16 protein-coding genes are annotated in these 20,444 nt (G+C 53.1%); 7 read left to right on the forward strand and 9 right to left on the reverse strand.

Annotation, left to right across the window (positions count from 1 at the left end; translation table 11 throughout):
* Positions 1–6 precede the first annotated feature (6 nt).
* Genes ACN28R_RS19615 through ACN28R_RS19625 form a run of 3 tightly spaced genes read right to left on the reverse strand, consistent with a single transcriptional unit; the run spans position 7 to position 3,503 of the window.
* Positions 7–879 (reverse strand): ABC transporter permease, encoded by an 873-nt coding sequence (locus ACN28R_RS19615; protein ID WP_095835271.1) that lies wholly within the window; start codon positions 877–879, stop codon positions 7–9.
* The gene (locus ACN28R_RS19620) at positions 876–1,823 is read right to left on the reverse strand and encodes an ABC transporter permease (protein ID WP_095835272.1); all 948 of its coding nucleotides are present in this window, start codon (positions 1,821–1,823) and stop codon (positions 876–878) included. Before ACN28R_RS19620 ends, ACN28R_RS19615 begins: the two co-directional genes overlap by 4 nt.
* Before the next feature lie 57 nt (positions 1,824–1,880).
* Positions 1,881–3,503: an ABC transporter substrate-binding protein gene (locus tag ACN28R_RS19625; RefSeq protein WP_095835273.1), complete on the reverse strand. Its 1,623-nt coding sequence runs from the start codon at positions 3,501–3,503 to the stop codon at positions 1,881–1,883.
* A gap of 731 nt (positions 3,504–4,234) precedes the next feature.
* On the opposite strand from ACN28R_RS19625, the gene ACN28R_RS19630 reads away from it, so the two are divergent.
* On the forward strand, positions 4,235–5,134 hold the full coding sequence (locus ACN28R_RS19630; protein WP_048636972.1) for a LysR family transcriptional regulator: 900 nt from the start codon (positions 4,235–4,237) through the stop codon (positions 5,132–5,134).
* 33 nt (positions 5,135–5,167) lie between these two features.
* On the opposite strand, the gene ACN28R_RS19635 is transcribed toward ACN28R_RS19630, so the two are convergent.
* From ACN28R_RS19635 to ACN28R_RS19655, 5 genes are all read right to left on the reverse strand, one after another.
* Positions 5,168–5,917: an amino acid ABC transporter ATP-binding protein gene (locus tag ACN28R_RS19635; RefSeq protein WP_095835274.1), complete on the reverse strand. Its 750-nt coding sequence runs from the start codon at positions 5,915–5,917 to the stop codon at positions 5,168–5,170.
* Positions 5,918–5,982: 65 nt separating this feature from the next.
* Positions 5,983–7,500, reverse strand: a complete 1,518-nt coding sequence (gene argH / locus ACN28R_RS19640; RefSeq protein ID WP_183096806.1) for an argininosuccinate lyase — start codon at positions 7,498–7,500, stop codon at positions 5,983–5,985.
* A gap of 16 nt (positions 7,501–7,516) precedes the next feature.
* Positions 7,517–8,188 (reverse strand): amino acid ABC transporter permease, encoded by a 672-nt coding sequence (locus ACN28R_RS19645; RefSeq protein WP_095835276.1) that lies wholly within the window; start codon positions 8,186–8,188, stop codon positions 7,517–7,519.
* Positions 8,188–8,847: an amino acid ABC transporter permease gene (locus tag ACN28R_RS19650; RefSeq protein ID WP_095835277.1), complete on the reverse strand. Its 660-nt coding sequence runs from the start codon at positions 8,845–8,847 to the stop codon at positions 8,188–8,190. Before ACN28R_RS19650 ends, ACN28R_RS19645 begins: the two co-directional genes overlap by 1 nt.
* A gap of 32 nt (positions 8,848–8,879) precedes the next feature.
* Complete coding sequence (locus ACN28R_RS19655; RefSeq protein WP_095835278.1) at positions 8,880–9,716, reverse strand: transporter substrate-binding domain-containing protein; 837 nt, start codon at positions 9,714–9,716, stop codon at positions 8,880–8,882.
* Positions 9,717–9,974: 258 nt separating this feature from the next.
* Here ACN28R_RS19655 and ACN28R_RS19660 point away from each other — a divergent pair, with 258 nt between their 5' ends.
* On the forward strand, positions 9,975–10,910 hold the full coding sequence (locus ACN28R_RS19660) for a LysR substrate-binding domain-containing protein (RefSeq protein ID WP_095835279.1): 936 nt from the start codon (positions 9,975–9,977) through the stop codon (positions 10,908–10,910).
* A gap of 276 nt (positions 10,911–11,186) precedes the next feature.
* Here ACN28R_RS19660 and ACN28R_RS19665 read toward each other — a convergent pair whose 3' ends face one another.
* A complete protein-coding gene (locus tag ACN28R_RS19665) occupies positions 11,187–11,795 on the reverse strand; it encodes a TetR/AcrR family transcriptional regulator (protein WP_095835280.1) in 609 nt (202 codons plus the stop codon).
* A 103-nt stretch (positions 11,796–11,898) separates the two neighbouring features.
* Here ACN28R_RS19665 and ACN28R_RS19670 point away from each other — a divergent pair, with 103 nt between their 5' ends.
* The 5 genes from ACN28R_RS19670 (at position 11,899) to ACN28R_RS19690 (ending at position 20,336) form a co-directional block, all read left to right on the forward strand.
* On the forward strand, positions 11,899–13,350 hold the full coding sequence (locus tag ACN28R_RS19670; protein ID WP_236840154.1) for an efflux transporter outer membrane subunit: 1,452 nt from the start codon (positions 11,899–11,901) through the stop codon (positions 13,348–13,350).
* Between the two features lie 22 nt (positions 13,351–13,372).
* Positions 13,373–14,566 carry an HlyD family secretion protein gene (locus ACN28R_RS19675; protein ID WP_095835281.1) on the forward strand — a complete coding sequence of 398 codons (1,194 nt, stop codon included), beginning with the start codon at positions 13,373–13,375 and terminating at the stop codon, positions 14,564–14,566.
* Positions 14,567–14,577: 11 nt separating this feature from the next.
* Positions 14,578–16,113: a DHA2 family efflux MFS transporter permease subunit gene (locus ACN28R_RS19680; RefSeq protein ID WP_048636982.1), complete on the forward strand. Its 1,536-nt coding sequence runs from the start codon at positions 14,578–14,580 to the stop codon at positions 16,111–16,113.
* An 844-nt stretch (positions 16,114–16,957) separates the two neighbouring features.
* A complete protein-coding gene (locus ACN28R_RS19685) occupies positions 16,958–18,232 on the forward strand; it encodes an HlyD family secretion protein (protein ID WP_095835857.1) in 1,275 nt (424 codons plus the stop codon).
* Positions 18,225–20,336, forward strand: coding sequence for a peptidase domain-containing ABC transporter (locus tag ACN28R_RS19690; protein WP_095835282.1), 2,112 nt, complete (start codon positions 18,225–18,227; stop codon positions 20,334–20,336). The genes ACN28R_RS19685 and ACN28R_RS19690 overlap by 8 nt, the downstream gene beginning before the upstream one ends.
* Positions 20,337–20,444: the final 108 nt, after the last annotated feature.

Below are 20,444 nucleotides of genomic sequence, written 5' to 3' on the forward strand. Positions count from 1 at the left end.
TGCCCCCTAAAGCCGTTTGGAAAATTTGGGATCGAGCACATCGCGCAAACCATCGCCGAGCAGGTTGATGGCCAGCACCGAGGGAACCAGAAACAGCGCGGGGAACAGCACATCTCCCGGGCTTTGTGAGAACATCACGCGGCCTTCGGCCATGATGTTGCCCCAGGTGGGAATATCGGAGGGCAGGCCCAAACCGAGAAAGCTGAGGATGGCTTCGGTCAGCACCGCCGAGGCCGCCACAAACGTGCCTTGTACGATCAGCGGCGCCATGGCGTTAGGCAGGATATCGCGCCACAGGATCATGATATTGCTGGTCGCCAGCGCACGCGCCGCTTCGACAAACGCCTCCTGGCGCAGGCTGAGCACCAGCGAACGCACCAGCCGCGTCACCCTGGGCACTTCGGGCACCGCGATGGCGATAATCACCGTGGTCAGGTTGCCGCCGAACATCGCCACCAGCGTAATGGCCACCAGTACCGAAGGGATCGCCATCAGGCCGTCCATGATGCGCATCAGCAGCATATCCAACGCATGGAAGTAGCCCGCCAGCATGCCCAGCAGACAACCGGCTAAAATAGCCGCCAGCGCGGTCAGCAGGCCGACGGCCAGGGAAATTCGCGTGCCATAGAGCACGCGGCTCCAGATATCGCGCCCCAAACTGTCGCTGCCCATCCAGAAAGTATGCGGGATTTGCGCGCCGTCCAGTAGCGTGACCTGCCCGCGGGTGCCGGCGCCGACGGAGATAAAATTCATGTCCATCACGCTGGGATCGAACGTACCGAGCCAGGGCGCGCCGATCCCCAGCAGGGCCAGCGTCGCCAAGGTCAGCACGCCGATTTTGACTGAAGTATTACGCCAGAGTCGTTTCGCTGTATTCATCGTTCATCCCGGATGCGTGGATCCAGCAACAAATAGCTCAGATCTATCAGAAAATTCAGCAGGATATGGGTCACGGCGAAGAACAGAACCACGCCCTGCAAGACCGGGAAATCCCGGTTGAGTACGGCGTCCACCGTGAGCTGTCCCAGGCCGGGAATGGCAAAAACCGTTTCCGTTACCACCACGCCGCCAAGCAGCAGGGCGGCGCTGACGCCGATCACCGTCGCCACCGGCACCGCCGCCACCCTGAGCGCGTGATGCCGGAGCACCTGTAGCTCGGTGATGCCTTTGGCGCGGGCGGTGCGGATAAAGTCTTCGGTCAACGCTTCGCTGACCGCCGCGCGCGTGACGCGGGCGAGCAGCGCCACATAGGTCACCGACAGCGTGAGGCAGGGAAGAATCAAATTGCGCAGCCAGGGGATAACGCCCGCCGACAGTGGGTTATAGCCCTGCACCGGCAGCCATTGCAGCTTGAGCGCCAACACATAGATCAGCAGATAGCCGATGACGAACACCGGGATGGAAAACCCCACCACGGAGCAGGACATCACGCAGCGATCCAGCCAGCCGCCCATGCGCCAGGCCGCCAGCGCCCCCAGCGGCAGCGCAATGATGACGGTGAACAGCAGCGTGCCGAACGTCAGCGACAGCGTGGGTTCCATCCGCTGCATCAGCAGCGCGGTCACCGGCTGATTCATGAAAAAGGAGTAGCCGAAATCGCCGTGCAGCACCCCTTGCGCCCAGATGGCGAACTGTTTCCACAGCGGCAGGGTCAGGCCCAGCTGTTCGCGGATGCGGTCGATATCCTCATTGGTCGCGCTATTGCCGCCGATAACCGCCGCCGGATCGCCGGGAATCAGCCGGACTATCATAAAAATGGCGACCGCCACCACCAGCAAAACAGGGAGTGTCGCCAGTAGGCGTTTGCCGGTAAATGTCAACATGCTCGTTCCTCGTTCTTTGTTGCGACTGGCCGACTGGCGCCAGTGCGTCCGTCAGGTTTACTGTTTGCGAATATTCCAGTACACCTGCGCGCCCGATGGCACCAGGCCGGTCACGTTCGAACGCACCGCCACCCGCAGCTCATACTGCCCCAGCGGCACATGAGTGACGGTTGCAAAGGCGCGCAGCTGAATTTGCGCGGCGATTTTCTTTTTCTCATCTTCATCCATGGTGCGGGCGAAGCGGGCTTTCATCGCTTCCAGCTCGGGATCGTCCTGCCAGCCGAACCAGCCCTTTTCCCCACGGGCGTTCATCATCGCCATGGTGAGCGGATTGAGCACGTCCTCCGCCGCCCAGGCGGTCATAAACGCATTCCAGCCGCCGGCCGACGGCGCGTCTTTTTTGGCGCGACGCGCCACCAGGGTCTGCCAGTCCATGTTCTGCAAATCGACCTTGAAGCCGGCCTGTTCCAACTGCTGTTTGGCGACCAGCGGCAGTTTGGCGATGGTCGGGGAGTCGGTGGGGCGCATCAGGACAATCGGCTGACCCTGGTAGCCCGCTTGTTGCAGCAGCGCTTTGGCTTTTTGCGGATCGGCTACGCCGGTAAACTCGCCGGTTTCGTCCGAAGCGAAGGCGGTGCCGCAGGGATACATGCTTTTGCAGAATTTTTGCAGTTCCGGCACGCCGATCTGCACGCGCAGCATTTGCTGTTCGCCCAGCGCCAGCATGGCGGCGCGGCGAATACGCACATCGTTGAACGGCGGCTGCAGGAAATTAAAGCGGATGATCTGCAACATGCCTATCGGCTGCGATTTGACCAGATTGATATTGGGCGCTTTGCCCAGCGACGGGATCTGTTCGAACGCCGGCTGTTCCAGAATATCGGCTTCGCCGTTAACCAGCGCGTTATATTGGGTTTGCGGATCGCGGATGATGAGCCATTCTACGCGGTCAATGTAGACTTTTTTCCCGCCCGCGGTGCCGGATGGCGGCTCATCGCGCGGCACGTAGTTGGGGTTTTTAACGTAGACCACCCGTTCGCCGGATTTGTACTCGTCGGTCTTGAACATATAAGGGCCGGAACCGACGGTGTTGCGGATTTGCACGTCGCCGGAGGTCTGCGCGACCGCTTTCGGCATAATAAACGGTACGTTGGAGGAGGGTTTGCCCAACGCTTCCAGCATCATGCCAAAGGGCTCTTTCAGCGTGATGGTAAAGGTTTTCGCATCCACCGCCTGATAATGGTCGATGAACGACGCCAGCACGCTGCCGAAGCTGTCGCGCGTGGACCAGCGTTGCAGCGAAGGGATAACGTCATCGCTGGTCACCGGGGAGCCGTCGCTGAATTTCAGCCCGTCGCGCAGCACGAATGTCCAGGTCAGGCTATCGTCCGATATTTTCCAGCTATCGACCATTTGCGGTTTGATGTTGCCGTCGATATCGGTACCGAACAAGGTGTCGTAAATCATATAGCCATGATTGCGGGTGACATTGGCCGTGGTCCACATGGGATCGAGTGAAACCAGATTACTGCTGGGGATGATTTTCAATACGTCGGCAGGCGTTGCGGCAAAGGACGATGTGCTGAAAAACAACGCCAGCACGCCGTAAATAATTCGATGTGAGGTTAATTGTGTGGTTATTTTATTGATGAATGCATTTTTAACCATCATGAGTTTCATAGTATCCCCGATGTTATCCAACAGCCGGTCCGGCTATGGCATTAAGTGGAATTGAAAGTAAAACGCATTATTGAGATATCACGGTGTTTATAAAATAAAAGATCTTCTCCTGATATTAAAAACACTACAAAAGTATGGCTCACTAGGCTATCACAACATCAGCGACCCGGTGTCTACAAAAAGTAGACGCTAATTTTTTCTTATGGGACAGGTCATTAAATTATTATTGTTTATTATCATGATGTTATTTTTTATATCGCTCATGCGGTGCTGGTAAAAAGTAATCAATAAAGTAGATTTTTGCAGTGACGATGCATATTAGTGCAGTTTGAAAAGAGATATTACTATTAATTATGAATCCTATTTTCATAGTAAATTGATGTTTTTAATTGATAATTGATCGGCAATAGCGGCCATGTTAATCGTTTTATTCTTTGTCGCGGCGTGATGCACCTGTTTCCGGCGATAGTTTGCACTGGCATAGTGCAAATTATCGCAAATACATTAGGTTACTCAGCCATAAGAAAATAGCCTGTCTTGGTCGGAACAATAAAAAACCGGTGCTAATGAAATTAGCGTGGAGGGAAATAAACAGGGAATGGCACGTTTATTGCTGGTTTATACTCTGAATAATTAATTCGAGTTGCAGAAAAGCCATGCGCCTGCGGCTTGAAGTATGACGAATATATTGACTGATAGTCAGCATCGATCCACGGGTTTCAGGAGCCGCCATGCAACTCAGGGCATTAAGATACTTTAACGAAGTGGCGCAATGTGTTTCGTTGCGTAAAGCGGCCACCCGTTTATATGTGACGCCCAGCGCGGTAAGCCGTCAGATTGAGCAACTGGAACATTTTTATGGCGCTTCGCTGATTGAAAGAAATCCGCGTGGTATCCGCTTAACGCGCGAGGGCGAATTCCTGGCTCAGGCCATCAATGCCACGTTGCGTGAACTGGACCATGTGAAGGAGCATATCGCCAACAGCCAGGGAGTGGTGGCGGGAACCATTCGGATGTTCGTCAGCGAGGGCTTAATTTCCAGCATGCTGGCGCCGGTGCTGGCTAAATTTTCCCAGCAGTATCCCAAGGTGCAGTTTCAAATCGAAACCGGCAGCGCGCCCCGCATCGCAGATGCGTTTCGCGCCGGTGAAGCGGATATCGGGCTGACGTTCTACATGCCGCCCTGCGCCGAAATTGAAGTGACCCACCATTGCGATTTATGGCATCGCATCCTGGTGCCGCAGGGACATCCGTTCACCGAGCGCCACTCCGTCACCATCAAGGATCTTGCCGGGCAGCCGCTGGCCATCCCCAACGCCACCTTCTCCACCCGGCAAATCATCGAAGCCGCCGCCAGAAAAGAGGGGGTTCAGCTTAACGTCGCCTACACCACCAGCTCGGTGGAAGTACAAAAGTGCCTTGCGCGAACCGGTATCGCTCTGCTGGTTCTGCCGCAGGCCGCGCGTCAGGACAGGGATCTGGGCGATGGCCTGATTGCCGTACCGTTGCTCGATCCGCTGATTGAACGCGTGCGGGTCGATCTGTGTTTGCCCCGGCAAAGAACGGCATCCATCGCCATCAAAACCTGCCAAAGCATGCTGGCGCAAATCATGGCGGACTGCGCAATTTAACGCCCTGCGTTGCGCTTTCAATGCGCGGTGAACTCATGTCATCATATGGCCCAGAAACGCTTTGATCCGCGGCTGAGCGACCGCGGAGAAAAACTCCTCCGGCGGCAAGTCCGCCGCGATTTTCCCCCGATCGATAAAAATCATCCGGTCGGCGACTCTCCTGGCGAAGCGCATTTCATGCGTCACGCACAGCATCGTCATACCGTTTCCCGCCAGATTGACCATGATGTCGAGGATTTCGTTGACCACTTCGGGATCCAGCGCCGAGGTGGGTTCATCGAATAACATGATGTCCGGCGCCATGCATAGGGCGCGGGCAATGGCGACGCGCTGCTGCTGTCCGCCGGAAAGCTGCTCGGCATACTTGTCCGCGTGTAACGTTAGCTTAACCTTGCCCAGGAAATGGCGCGCCCGATCTTCCGCCTCGGCGTGCGATATGCCCAGAACCTTGAGCGGGGCCAGCATGCAGTTCTGCAATGCCGTCATGTGTGGGAACAGATTGAAGCTCTGGAAAACCATACCTACACGGCGCCGGATGTCGTGGATATTATCGATGCCCTTGCCGGTCAAGGTGTCGATGACGGTTATCCGCCCGCCCTGATAATCCTCAAGGCCGTTGATACAGCGGATAAAGGTTGATTTCCCAGAGCCGGAAGGGCCGCAGATCACGATCTTTTCGCCCTTTTTGACGAAAAGATCGAGACCCTTCAGAACTCTGGTGTCGCCGTAATACTTTTCCAGACCGCTGATACGGATAATGATGTCGGAATTGTCAGGTGTCATTTATAGATACCTTATTAATCATGGCCTTGCGTGATTACGCGCAAGTCGTTGCCGCCGGGGATAACTCATGCAGACAGTTGTTCCAGGGCGTTGCGGAGCGTATCGGCGGTATCCTTATGACGATCGATCCGTTGCTGATTGAGTCCGGCGGCATCCGCGATCGCGGCGAGGGAATCCGCTATCATCGCGTTTACCGATGCGGCGGACGGCCCGCCGGAAAGACGCCCCTGGACGCATTTCACCGGGTCGAGACACGCCTGTATCTCTTGCGCGGACATCCCCAGCGTACGGCCGATTTCATCTTGCGCCGCTTTGTCGATCATCTGCGTGTTAATGCGATCGGCGGTAAGCCCCTGCGCCAAGGCTTCATGGACCACGGCTCCCACAATATGGTGCGCTTCGCGAAAGGAGATGTCGTAGTGTTTGACCATGGCGTCGGCCAGATCGGTGACGGTACAGAAATCCGCATAGGCTCTGGACAGCATGGCCTGCCGGTTTGGTCTGCCGGTGCGCACCAGCAGGGTCAGGATTTCCACGGCGTCGGCGCACAGCGCGAGCATATCGGGAAATGAAGAGATGCTTTCCCGGTTGGCGTCGCCGGAGTGGCTGAAGTTGGTGATCCGCTGTGCGCTCATGGCGGCGGTATACATGCCGAGCACATGGGCGGCCCGGCCTTTCAGATACTCCAGCGCCACCGGATTCTTTTTCTGCGGCATGATGCTTGAGGTGCCGGCGACGCTATCCGGGAAATCAATAAAATTGAATTCATTGGTCACCCAGATGAAGTAATCCTGCGCGATGCGGCTCCAGGTGGTCGCCAACTGGGTCATGGCCGACATGATTTCGAACAGGCCATCGCGCGAGGCGACCGCGTCCAGGGTATGCTGGGTGACGGAAGAAAAGCCCAGGGCGCTGGCGGAAGTCTGACGATCGATAGCGAAGGTGGTGCCGGCTAATGCGCAGGCGCCCAGCGGACAGCTGTCAATATGCGCGTAGGCCGCTGCCAGCCTTTCGGTATCACGGGCCAGCGCCTGCTCGATGCCCGCCAGCCAGAATCCGTAGGTAATGGGCTGTGCCGGCTGCAAATGGGTGTAGCCCGGCATAACGGCATCCGCATATTGTTTGGCCTGCTGAACGAGCAACCGCCGTAGCGTCAGCAATTGCGCGATCAAACCCGTCAGCCCTTCTCTGGCCTGAAGGCGGTCGATGGTCGCCAGAATATCATTACGGCTGCGCGCCATATGCAACCTGCCCGCATGGTCCATGCCGATACGATCCACCAGACAGCTTTCATAATTTAAATAGGCGTCTTCTTTAAAGGGATCCAGCTTTACCGCCGCCGGCCCGTCATTAACTAAATCCAATAAGCCGCGCGCCAGGATTTTTACCGATGCGGCGGGTAAGAGATGCTGTTGATTCAGCATGATTAAATGTGCCGCATTAATTTGCGTAATAAAGAAAAAGTTTTTCTCAAAGCTTTTGGTTAAGCGCGGCAGATAAATAAGACGGCATATTTCTTCCGCAGTGGGTTCCGACAGGCGTGGGCTTACCGGCGATCCTGATGGTTGACGATCGATAGACATGATATTACTCCAATGATTACTGATATTTTTTGCCGACTCTTTTCTCGTATAAACGGCCAGCCTGGGTGAATAAGGAACAAATAACAAAATAGGTCGCCAATATTCCGGCATAAACGAAAAACGAGGGATTATTGCCAGACATTAATGTCGTCTGCTCGATATAGTTTTTCCCATTGAGAAATAATTCATCAACGCCGACGAGCGCCCCCAGCGATGACGCCTGAATAAGCAGCGTAATTTGTCCAAGATAGGCGGGAATGATTGCCCGCAACGCCTGCGGCCAGATAATCAGCAGATAAATTTTCCAAGCTGAAAGCCCCAGAGAAGCGGCGCTTTCGCGCTGGCCTTTGGAGACTGAAGCAATACCGCCGCGCACGATTTCAATGCCGTTGGCGCTGGCCCAAAACGTCAGGCCGACAGAAACCGACAGAAACGGCGGCAGAGTCAATCCCAGCAACGGCAGGGTAAAGTAAATAAAAAATACGATAACAACGAGTGGAATGGAGCGAAAACACTCCACATAACCGCGAATGATAAAACGCAGCCAGGGTAAATCAACCGTTGAGAGCGAGCCGAATATAACGGAAATCAGGGTGGTGGCGACCAGCGTGACGATAGATATTTTAAAGGTGCCTAATAAACCATAGCCAAATAATGCGAGCTCGGTGAGGAAAGTATAGGTATTCATTATCTGGCCCCCCTGTTTAGACGCATTTCCAGGCGGTGGCCAATAAATACCAGAATCAAAACCAGGGCGATGTAGATCACCGCGATCGCGGCGAACATTTCGAAGGCTTTAAAATCAAGAGAGATACGGTCCACCGCAACATAGGTCAGCTCGGCGAAGCCGATGGTTTGCAGATAAGACGAGTTTTTCAGCATGGATATCGCCGTATTCAATACCGCCGGCAAACACGACTTTAAGGCAATGGGTAAGGCGATATAGATAAAATAGTGTAATCGGCTCAAATCCAATGCCATGGCGGCTTCTTTTATGCCATGATGAACCGTTATTAATCCACCGCGAAAGTTTTCTACCTGATAAGCGCCCGCCCAAAGCGAGAGACATATTATCCCCGACCAGAATGATGATAACTGTATGCCAATACTCGGCAGGCCGTAATAAATAAAAAACAGTTGAGCCAGGATGGGCGTATTTCTAATAACTTCAATATACCATTTAAATATTCCACTGATGATGGGTATAGATAATGTTCTGCATATCGCCCCCAATATACCGATAAATAATGAACAGAATAAGGCAATGACGGTAACGATAAGCGTCATTGCCAATCCGTTCATCAACATTGGGATATGCTGATAAATATAGATGAAATCAAAACCCATTCGCTATCCCCTGATTTATCAATACGGCTGTTTTATTTCCCGTCCGGACGGGGATTCTGAAACATATTGATGTAATATCCGGTTATCTCTTGAGGGACCGATTGATTAATCCATTGCCTGAATAAATCATCGCTGCGCATTTTATCGATTGATGCATCGATAAAGGCTTTCCATTGCGGTTCATTTTTACGTAATCCGATCCCGGTATTGGAATACTGATAGGCATCGTCAAGCATATAAACGGACGTGTCTTTGGTGGTCAGCATCTTCAATGTCGCGCCGTCATGGGCATAGGCGTCGGCGCGCCCTTGTTTTAATGCCTGCAATGAATCACTGGAGCTATTGAGCCGCAATGTCGTAACGGTCGGCATATTTTCCTCGAACCACTGGGCCTGAACGGAGCCTTTCGGGGTGGCGACGATATGGCCGGCCAGATCGGCGACCTTTTTAAGCGTGCTTCCCTGCTTGACCAGCACGCCGCTCTCGCCCCAGCGGTAAGGTTTGGAGAAATCGATGACGCGCTCGCGTTCCGGGGTGATGCCCAGCGTGGCTATCAAGAGATCGACCCTGCCGGCGGCCAACTGCGACACCCGGTTTTCCGCGGTCACGCAGGTTAAATCCAACTTGGCGGCGTCGCCGAATAGCCATTGCGCTATCTGCCGCGCCATATCGACCTCGACTCCCGCCGGAGAACGCGTTGCATCGATGAAGCCATAGGGCGGCTGGTCGCAGCGGACGCCGGCTTTTAACACCCCTTTGGCTATGATGGACGGCGGGGCCGGGGGCAGCTCGGCCGAAAACAGCGGAAAGGAGGATAGGGCGATGGCCGTGAACAGGACGCAACGACTTGTTTTCAGGGGCAAATTCATACATTGACTCCTTACACAAAAGATGACTGACAGAGGCGGCGCCGCATGGATAGCGCGCGGCGGCCAAAACCGGATCCTGTGATGAAATTGAGTCTAAAAGGTTTGAATCCGCAAAGATAATTCCGATGTATGACCGCCCTATGCGTTTTTGATATACAGTGGCTTGGGCGTAAGACGGGAAGAAAAAAGCGTTGGCGTTATAAAAACGGACGGGATTGCTCTTATATCAGGGACGGGCTCTGTTTTTATGAGGTAATAATGATTAATTTCAAACAAATAGAAGCCTTCCGCGCCGTTATGCTTTCGGGCTCCATGACCAAAGCGGCCAAACAGCTCCATACCTCGCAGCCGAATGTCAGCCGGATTATCGGTCAGTTGGAGCGCCGTATCGGTATCCGCTTGTTTGAACGGGTAAGCGGCCGGCTGATACCCACTCAGGAGGGGAGCGGCTTTTTCAACGACGTGGAGTATGCCTTTTCGGCCTTACGCAGTCTGGAGGATTCGGCGGCGTCCATTCGTAATTATCTCACCGGTAGACTGCGGATTGTCGCGGTTCCTTCGTTGGCGGCGATCCTGGTGCCGACGGCGATAGCCGATTTCACCCAGCGGTATCCCAATGTGTCCGTATCCCTGCACGTCAGCGATTCACTGACCGTCTGCCAGTCGGTGGCTAATGGCAACTTTGATATCGGCATCGCCTCCGAAACCTATGACAGCGTCGGTTCAGATTCCGTGGTGCTCTGCCAGTCCGAAGGGGTCTGTATCTTACCGCAGAATCACCGCCTCGCGCTGCGCGATACGCCGCTTACCCCCGATGACCTGAACGGCGAGCGGTTTCTGTCCATGGCGCGCGGTGATAGCATGCGCCGCCGGATAGACCTCCTGTTTAACCAGGGCGGGGAAGATCGGCGCAAACTTATCTATGAAACGCACTATGCCACCGCCCGCAATAATATGGTGGGGCTGGGCATGGGGGTAAGTCTCGTTGATCCATTGACCCTGCAAGATGTCGGCGGCGGCGACAGCGCGATAAAAGTGCTGCCTTTTGCGCCGACGATCTATTTCCACACCTTCCTGGTGTTCTCGCAAAACCATCCGAATACCATATTGGCAAAACAGTTCTCCGGTTACCTGACCAGTTGCATTGAGAAAAAACTGGAAAAGCACAAAGGTCAGGTGCGGCATCTTGTTTAGAACTGAGCATTATTCATTCGCGTGGCAAACGCGGTGCGGCTTTTGTGTTTTAAAGGATGCCGTTATCGCCGCAATGGTTGCCTGAACGCGGCCCGCCGACCAGACATCCGGATTGACCACCAGCCAGATATCGGCGGATTCGCTGCGCGCGGGCATGACAGTGGTGGGACTGCGGGAATGACCGCGGTGGGGCCGCGGAGGGTGACAAGGGGATATTGTGGGTTTTGTCGCAGTCTGAAGCGTATGGCGACATACGCTTTTTTATTGCACGGGGAATTATGCTTTATCGGCCCGATAGGCGAGCAGAAATACCGTAACGGCGCGGGAGATGACGTCTTCAATTTTCTTCGCGTCCGGGACGGATTCGACGCCCAGCGCCACGCCAAGAAACAGCTCTGCTTCAATCAGCCCTTTCAAATGCATGGCGCAAATCCAACTGTCTGATTTACGCAGCACGCCTTCCTCGATTTTCTTGCCCAGATAATCGCTTAACAGCGTCCAGCCACGTTGCGGCCCCTGCGCGTAGAAGCGTCGGCCAATGTCGCTGCGCTCCGATTCACTGACGGCCATACGCCAGATAGCCAGAATACTGCTGCTCAATATCGACGAGAGATACTGGCGGCCAAACTTGTTCAACGTAAATTCAATATCTTGTTTCAGATCTAATGATTCGAACGCATCCGCGATCTCTGTTTTTGCCGATGCTTCTACCACCGCGGAGAAGATATCTTCTTTGGAACTGAAATAGTTATAAAGCGTCGATTTCGAACCGCCCACCCGACTGGCGATTTCCGACATTGAGGCATTGTTAAGCCCCAGCTCAATAAAGGCATTGGTCGCGACGTCCAGGATTGTTTGTCGCTTCGTTTCACTTTTAACCCGCATACGCTTCTCTTTTCGCTTCATCCATCCCGCAAGTTTCGCTTGACTGTGAAGTTATGTCAATTTATAACGAAATCGTACGGTACGGTACGAAAAAGGATGAATCTTGAAAATTAATAAATTGATATCCCACCGCCGCCGGTTATCCTCTGTCGCCCGGTTTACCCTTCTTACGGCATTACTCATTCTGGCGGGATGCTCCGTCGCGCCAGATAGTCGACTCGGCCATATTAAGAATGCCGATGAATTTGCCTCTTCGCAGTCGCTGACGACGGAGAAAGCGGACAACTGGCCCGACACGCAATGGTGGCGGCGCTATCACGATAACCAACTGAATAGCCTGATGGAAAAAGCGCTGGCCTCAGCGCCGACGCTGAAAGTAGCGGAAGCCCGCCTGCGGAATGCGGCCGGGATTGCCGAACAGATTGGCGCGATTCGCTCCGTGCAACTGGGCGCTGCAGCATCGGCCTCGAAAGACAAAGTCAGCTATGCCTACCAGGCCTATATGCCGCCGCATGGCTGGAATGATTATGGCTCAATTACCGCCAACCTCAGTTTTAGCCTCGATTTTTGGGGGAAAAACAAAGCGGCGGTAGCGGCTGCGACATCTGATTACGCGGCTGCAGAGGCGGAAATGCAGTCGGCGAAGCTGCTGATTCAAACCTCGCTGGTGCAGGCATACGCGGAACTGACCCGCTTATATCACTACCGCGATACCACGCAAAACGCGCTGGAAATTCGCAGCAAAACCGTTGAGTTGATGACGGAGCGCAATAGCAATGGGTTGGAAACGGATGGCGTCGTCAGGCAGATGCAGGCGCTGAAAGAGCGGGCGGAAGCGGAACTTATTGCCGCCAATGAATCCATCCAGTTGCAGAAAAACGCCGTCGCCGCACTGCTGGGCGAAGGGCCGGACGACGGCCTGGCTATTCAGCGACCCGCTATCAATCTCGACGAATCATTCAATCTGCCCGCCAATACCGGCATCAATATTTTGGGCCACCGCCCGGATATCACCGCCGCCCGCTGGCGCGTTGAAGCCGCTGCCAAACGCATTCACGTCGCTAAAGCGGCGTACTACCCCGACATCAGCATTAGCGGTTTTATCGGTTATCAGGCGTTTGGTTTGAATAACTTAACGCGCGCGGGTAATGACGCAGGAAGCATCGGCCCGGCGCTGTATCTGCCAATTTTCACCGGTGGGCGCTTATCCGGCCAATTAACCTCCGCCGAAGCGAATTACGAAGAGTCGGTTGCGACCTACAACAACACGCTGACGCTGGCGTTGCATGATGTCGCCAACGTCGTGATCCGTTCGAAGGCGCTGAAAGAGCGTCTGGCGAAAACCGAGAGCGCGTTTGAAAACACCAGGGCCGCCTATGACATTGCCGACAAACGCTACCGCGGCGGATTGGCAACCTATCTGGATGTCCTGACGGCGGAAGACGCCATGCTGGATACCCAAAGTGCGTTAGTGAATTTGCAATCCCAGGCGTTCTCCCTCGACGTTTCATTAATCCATGCGCTGGGCGGTGGGTTTGTCGCGTCAAAATCCTAATTCGAATTGCAGGAAATTTTTTATGGCACAGGTAAATAACGCTCCGGCCAACGACCACTTTGATATTTCGCGCGCCACATCATCACGCAAAAAAGGCTTTATGGGGTTGGCCGCCGTGATTGTGATTGCCGCCGTGGGCTACGGCCTTTGGTACTACTTTGTCGGCTCACGCTATGTCACAACCGACAACGCCTACAGCGCTGCCGAAGTGGCGGAAGTGACGTCTTCTGTCACCGGTATCGTACAGACCGTCAACGTGGTGGATACACAGTCGGTGAAGCAAGGCGATGTGCTGGTGCAACTGGATGACACCGACACACGGCTGGCGCTGGCGCAGGCTGAGGCCAATCTGGGGCAGGCGAGACGCCGGGTCAGCAGCTATATGGCGACCGACGAAGGACTGGCCGCCCAGGTCAAGGCGCGTGAAGCCGATGAGACGCAGGCGCAGGCCCGGCTCGTTGCCTCACAGTCTGATTTCACCAAAGCGCAGGTGGACTTAAAACGTCGCGAGGCGCTGGCAAAATCCGGGGCGGTGTCCGGTGAAGAGCTGACCAACGCGCGCAATGCGATGGCACAGGCCGAATCCAATCTCAATGTCGCTAAGGCCGTTGCCGCGCAGGCGGTGGCGAATCGCCTGTCCACTCTCGGCGCGAAAAAAGCCAATGCCGCGTTAACCATCAATGCGACGGTCGAAACCAACCCGGAAGTGATGCTGGCAAAAGCGAAGGTAGAACAGGCGCAGGTGGACCTGGCGCGTACCGTCATCAAAGCGCCCGTCGATGGCGTTATCGCTCGGCGCCAGGTCCAGATTGGTCAACGGGTACAAAATGGCGAGCGTTTGATGAGCGTGGTGCCGCTGCATGATGTGCATGTTGACGCCAACTTCAAAGAGGTCGAATTGCGCCACGTGAAACCTGGTCAGCTGGTTAAAATCACCGCTGATATCTATGGCGACAAAGTGGTCTATCACGGCGTGGTAAGCGGCGTCTCTGGCGGCACCGGTTCGGCGTTTTCAATGATTCCGGCGCAGAACGCCACCGGCAACTGGATCAAGGTGATTCAGCGTCTGCCGTTGCGCATCACGCTGGATAAAAATGAACTGGCAAAACATCCGCTGCAGGTCGGTTTGTCGATGATTGCCACCATTGATACCCGTAAAGTCGTAGACCTGAATGCGTCCGGCAATGAAGGTTTGGCGATGGCCCATCAGGATTAAGGCGCCAAAAAATGAGTGACACGACGAAAAAGACATTCTCTCAGCCGCTAACGGGCGCGGCGCTGGTGCTCGGGACGATCGGTTTAGCCATGGCCAATTTTTTGGCCATTCTCGATACCACTATCGCCAACGTCTCTGTGTCGAATATCGCCGGGAGCCTGGGAACATCAACCAGTCAGGGGACATACGTCATTACCTCCTATGCGGTGGCGGAGGCGATTTCTGTTCCACTCACCGGGTGGTTGGCCTCGCGTTTTGGCGCATTGCGCGTTTTCGTTATCTGCCTGCTGATGTTCGGCGTCTTTTCCACCCTCTGCGGCATGGCGACCAGTATGAACATGCTGGTGCTGTTCCGCGTCTTTCTGGGGTTTTCGGGCGGCCCGCTGATGCCCTTGTCCCAGACGCTGATGATGCGTATTTTCCCTAAAAGCAAAGCCCACGTGGCAATTGGTATCTGGAGCATGACGACGTTGGTGGCACCGATTATGGGGCCTATTCTTGGCGGCGTTATCTGCGATCAGCTCAGTTGGCACTACATCTTTATCTGCAAAACGCCGTTCGCCATCGTGGCGGGGTTTATGTGCTGGAAGATGCTACAACGCTATGAAACGAAGACGGCAAAATCACGAATCGACGTGGTGGGATTGGTGCTGCTGATTGTGTGGGTCTCCGCTTTGCAGATCATGCTTGATGAAGGCAAAGACCACGACTGGTTCGGCTCTACCCGCATCGTGGTGTTGGCAATCATTGCGCTGATTGGTTTTATCTCGTTCCTTATCTGGGAACTGACGGAGCGCAATCCGGTGGTGGATCTGAAAGTCTTCCGCCATCGTGGTTTTACCACCAGTATGGTCACACTTTCGCTGGCGTTCGGCGCGTTTTTCGGCATTACCGTGCTTACCCCATTGTGGCTACAAATCTATATGGGCTATACCGCGACCATTGCCGGTTATTCGACGGCGACGATGGGGATTCTGGCGGTGTTCCTCGCACCGCTGATTGCCAATTTGGCGACCAAAATAGACCCTCGTTCACTGGTGTTCACGGGAGTGTTGTGGCTGGGTCTGTGGACATGGTTTCGCAGCCAGACGGACATGAGCATGACTTTCTCGCAGATTAGCCTCCCGATGCTGTTTCAGGGGATCGGCATGCCGCTCTTTTTTGTGCCGCTCACCGCGATTGCGCTGGGGTGCGTACTGGATCGGGAGATGGATTCCGCCGCCGGGCTGATGAACTTTATCCGTACGCTGTCGGGCGCGTTTGCCACCTCGATGGTAAACACCTCCTGGGAGAACCGGACCCGTTATGTCCATGCGGAGCTGGCGGGATTAACGGACAGAAGTTCAGCCGCCACCGACGCCATGCTAAACAGCGGTATGCGGATGGGCGAGATTCGCAGTTCGATTGACTGGATATTGCAAGAGCAGAGTGTGATGGTTGCGACAAATCAGATCTTTATGGCAATAGCCGTTATTTTTGCCATCGCCGCGATGATTATCTGGCTCGCGCCTAAACCGAAAAAAGTGGGTATCTCCGCAGCTCATTAGTAGTGCTTTTCTTTTTAACCCGCGCTCTGATAATGGTGTCGTCATATTATCAGAGCGTTTTTTTCGGCCTTTTCTCCTATACGATGGGCCGGCTGGATTTTTCTTCCCGGCTCGCGGCTTTTTTCGATGGCGCCCGCATCGTCCACCTTGATTGCGGTCTGCGCGAAAAAGTAGGTAATACAGGTTGTAAAAAGAATATTTTGGCTGGTAAAGCGAGGGTGCTACTCACTCAGCAGTGGATTTCGGTAGTACGCGATAGACGTCGATAGCAACAAAAACGCCCTGACAATAGGGCGTCGTGGCAGTCGGTGGAGGAGGGTGGAAATTACTCGATATTGGATCTAAATATTGAATGTATTAATATGATTATTTTAAATCAAATAATTAAATTTTAATTATAATTTATATTCAAGGTTTACTCCCCAATCCCCCCATGCAGTTTCACCTAAACATTGAATCGAGAGTATTCAAAAATTCCGGGGAAACCCGTCTTATAAAGAAACCAGCTTCGAATCTTCTGCTATGAAGCCTGTTGCATACTATTTATAGCTCTTAAAAGTAAGTGGCTTATCAAACTACCTTGCGGTGAAAGTTTGTTCGCTGATGCATCATATGCACTGATATTTTCCCGGCGCTAATACAGCGATTCGCCTTATCATGCAAAATTAAATTATAAAAACATTATGAAGAGAGGCTATTAATTAGTGGGGGATAAATAATAACCGCAGTGAATTAAATTTTATTTCACCACATACTTGCGCATAACCTGGAATAATGAAATCATTATGACATCTCACGAAATATCGGCCGCCTTTCTCAGCATTCACTAGTGGGAGGTTATTTTTTGTTCAGGCAGGAAGCATTAGAAAATAAAAAATTGAAATGGCAAGGAAGAGCTATTTTACTTTCAGGAATTCCATCTTGGCTAATTATGATAATTTGCGCCCTCTTTCTCGTAATATTTATCATTTTCATTACCCAGGGTGCCTATACGCGCCGGGCTAACGTCAGCGGTGAAATATCAACCTGGCCGCGTACGGTCAGCATTGCCTCCGGCGTACAGGGATTTGTAGTAAAACAGTTTGTGTCCGAAGGTCAGATAATAAAAAAAGGCGATGCTATTTATCAGATTGATGTCAGTAAAAGTACTGTCGACGGCGTAGTGAGCGACAATCAAAGACAGGATATCGAAAGCCAACTGGTGCGCATCGACAATATTATCTCACGGCTGGAACAAAGCAAACAAACCACCCTGGAAACGCTGGGAAAACAAAAAATACAATATATCAATGCATTTAAACACTCATCTGAGATTATCCGCCAATCAGAGGAAGGTATAAAAAAACTCAAACGGTACATGGACAGTTATCAGCAGTACCAGGCGAAAGGATTAATTAATAAAGACCAATTAAGCAGCCAGATAGCGCTGTACTATCAGCAGCAAAATGACTTATTAACTCTCAGCGGACAAAATGAACAGAACGCTTTACAGATTACCAGTCTGGAAAGCCAGCTTCAGACAGAAGCGGCGGAGTTCGATAACCGGATATACCAAATGGAACTTCAGCGCTACGATCTGCGAAAAGAGCTGGTGAATACCAATGTGGGCGGAGAAATCATTATTCGCGCCTCATCGGAAGGGAAAATAGATTCATTAAGCGTAACCATCGGGCAGATGGTCAATCCTGGTGACAGTTTATTGCAGATTATTCCGAGCAATATAAAAAGCTACTATTTAGTTATTTGGGTGCCCAATGACGCGGTGCCCTATGTCGCGGTTGGCGATAACGTCAATGTGCGTTATGAGGCGTTCCCCGCCGAAAAATTCGGCCAGTTTGCCGCAACGGTCACTATGGTATCGAAAACGCCGGCGTCGCCACAGGAAATGCAAACCTACCAGGGCGCGCCCAAAAGTACTCAAACGGCGTCCATTCCCTACTATAAAGTCATTGTGAAACCGGAAAAACAGACTATCCGTTATGACGGTAAATCCATGCCCCTTGAGAACGGTATGAAGGCGGAGATCACTCTCTTCCTGGAAAAAAGAAAAATTTATCAGTGGATGCTTTCGCCATTCTACGATATGAAACAGAGCGCCGCGGGGCCGGTAAATGAATAAGGCATTATTTAAAGCCATCCTCGGCAAACTGGATTTAAAGCTGTGCCGCCGAATTCCTCTGGTGCATCAGACCGAGGCATCGGAATGCGGGCTGGCCTGTCTGGCGATGATCTGCGGGTATTATGGCAAGAACATCGACTTGATGGCGCTGAGGCAGCGCTTCAACCTCTCCGCGCGCGGCGCCACCCTGGTCGGAATAAATGATATCGCCGTACAACTGGATATGTCGACCCGGGCGCTGTCGCTGGATCTTGATGATATCGATGAGTTAAAAACGCCGTGCATTCTGCACTGGGATTTTAATCACTTTGTGGTGCTGGTAAGCGCCAGACATCGCCGCTTTGTGCTCCATGACCCGGCGCGCGGCCGACGTACGGTCGGGCTGGCTGAGATGTCGCAGTATTTTACCGGTGTGGCGCTTGAGGTCTGGCCAAGCAGTGAGTTTACCGCGGAAACGGTGAAAAACAGGGTGCGCCTGGGAACGTTGATCCGCAGCGTATATGGCATTAAAGGGGCGCTGACAAAGATTTTTTGCCTGTCGGTGGTGATTGAAACCATCAATTTGGTGGTGCCGATAGGCACGCAACTGGTAATGGACCACGCCATTCCGGCGGGCGATAGCGGTTTACTGACGCTGATATGCGCCGGTCTGCTGTTTTTTATTTTGCTGCGCACCGCAATAAGCACGATGCGCTCCTGGTCGTCGATGATCATGGAGACGCTGATCAATGTGCAGTGGCAGGCGGGGCTATTTAACCATTTGCTGCACCTGCCGCTAAGCTACTTCGAACGGCGCAAACTGGGAGATATTCAATCCCGTTTCGATTCATTGGACAAACTGCGCAAGACGTTTACCACCAGCCTGGTGGGCGCGATCATGGATGGCATTATGGTAGCGTGCGTGCTGGTCATGATGGCGCTGTACGGCGGCCGCCTGACCCTGGTGGTGCTGGGATTCAGCGCAGTGTACGTTCTTATTCGTCTGTTCACTTACGACCGCTATCGCCAACTGTCGGAAGAGTCGTTGATCAGGAGCGCGCGAGCCGGTTCATTTTTTATGGAAACTTTGTATGGCATCGCCACCGTCAAAATGCAGGGAATGAGCAGCCGACGAAGCAGCCACTGGCTTAATCTGGAAATCGACACCATCAACACCGGCATTAAGGTCACTAAAATGAACCTGCTTTTTGGCGGCCTCAATACCTTTATTTCCTCCTGCGATCAGGTGATGATTCTGTGGCTGGGCACCAGTCTGGTCATTGATAATCAGATGACCATCGGCATGTTCGTGGCGTTTGGCGTATTCAGGGAACAGTTCTCCGAACGATTGGCGTCATTGACCAACTTCCTGCTCGAATTACGCATGATGAGTCTGCACAACGAACGCATCGCCGATATCGCCTTGCATAAGCGTGAACCGAAAAAGATGGATATTCGCTATGACGCCGAAATGCGGCCGATCTCGCTGGAAACCCGTAATCTGAGTTATCGCTACGACAGCCAATCCAAAGCGGTATTCAGCGAGCTAAGTATTCGTATCGCCCCCGGCGAAAGCGTGGCGATAACCGGCCCGTCCGGGGCGGGGAAAACGACGCTGATGAAGGTACTGTGCGGTCTGTTCGAAGCGGAGGCCGGTTGCGTAATGATCGACGGCGTGGATATACGGCGACTCGGCGTAAACAACTATCATAAAATGATTGGCTGCGTGATGCAGGACGATCGGTTATTTTCCGGCTCGATAATGGAGAATATCTGCGGATTTGCAGAGGATTTCGACGCCGAGTGGATGGTTGAATGCGCCAAAGCCAGCTACATTCATGACACAATCATGGAGATGCCGATGGGCTATGAAACGCTGATAGGCGAATTGGGCGAAGGGCTTTCCGGGGGGCAAAAACAACGTATCTTTATTGCCCGGGCGCTGTATCGAAAACCGGGAATATTGTTTATGGATGAAGCGACTAGCGCGCTGGACAGCGAAAGCGAGAACTATGTAAGTCAGGCAATTAAACAGCTAAATATTACGCGAATTATTATTGCACATCGGGAATCGACGATTAATTCCGCAGACAGAGTGATAACGCTACAGACGACGCAGATATAAATTAATATGGATGGAGTTCATTTGGTTACGATAAATATCGTAATATCTACCGATTATTAGAGGAGTAAGCATTAGCTTATTTGGCTAATAATATAACGATGGATACCA

The organism is Brenneria goodwinii, from assembly GCF_002291445.1.
GTDB classification, from domain to species: Bacteria; Pseudomonadota; Gammaproteobacteria; order Enterobacterales; family Enterobacteriaceae; genus Brenneria; species Brenneria goodwinii.

Coding starts and splice junctions, on each gene's coding strand:
- ACN28R_RS19615 (WP_095835271.1), bottom strand. CDS start 879: ATGAATACAGCGAAACGACTCTGGCGTAATACTTCAGTCAAAATCGGC.
- ACN28R_RS19620 (WP_095835272.1), bottom strand. CDS start 1,823: ATGTTGACATTTACCGGCAAACGCCTACTGGCGACACTCCCTGTTTTG.
- ACN28R_RS19625 (WP_095835273.1), bottom strand. CDS start 3,503: ATGAAACTCATGATGGTTAAAAATGCATTCATCAATAAAATAACCACA.
- ACN28R_RS19630 (WP_048636972.1), top strand. CDS start 4,235: ATGCAACTCAGGGCATTAAGATACTTTAACGAAGTGGCGCAATGTGTT.
- ACN28R_RS19635 (WP_095835274.1), bottom strand. CDS start 5,917: ATGACACCTGACAATTCCGACATCATTATCCGTATCAGCGGTCTGGAA.
- argH (WP_183096806.1), bottom strand. CDS start 7,500: ATGTCTATCGATCGTCAACCATCAGGATCGCCGGTAAGCCCACGCCTG.
- ACN28R_RS19645 (WP_095835276.1), bottom strand. CDS start 8,188: ATGAATACCTATACTTTCCTCACCGAGCTCGCATTATTTGGCTATGGT.
- ACN28R_RS19650 (WP_095835277.1), bottom strand. CDS start 8,847: ATGGGTTTTGATTTCATCTATATTTATCAGCATATCCCAATGTTGATG.
- ACN28R_RS19655 (WP_095835278.1), bottom strand. CDS start 9,716: ATGAATTTGCCCCTGAAAACAAGTCGTTGCGTCCTGTTCACGGCCATC.
- ACN28R_RS19660 (WP_095835279.1), top strand. CDS start 9,975: ATGATTAATTTCAAACAAATAGAAGCCTTCCGCGCCGTTATGCTTTCG.
- ACN28R_RS19665 (WP_095835280.1), bottom strand. CDS start 11,795: ATGCGGGTTAAAAGTGAAACGAAGCGACAAACAATCCTGGACGTCGCG.
- ACN28R_RS19675 (WP_095835281.1), top strand. CDS start 13,373: ATGGCACAGGTAAATAACGCTCCGGCCAACGACCACTTTGATATTTCG.
- ACN28R_RS19680 (WP_048636982.1), top strand. CDS start 14,578: ATGAGTGACACGACGAAAAAGACATTCTCTCAGCCGCTAACGGGCGCG.
- ACN28R_RS19690 (WP_095835282.1), top strand. CDS start 18,225: ATGAATAAGGCATTATTTAAAGCCATCCTCGGCAAACTGGATTTAAAG.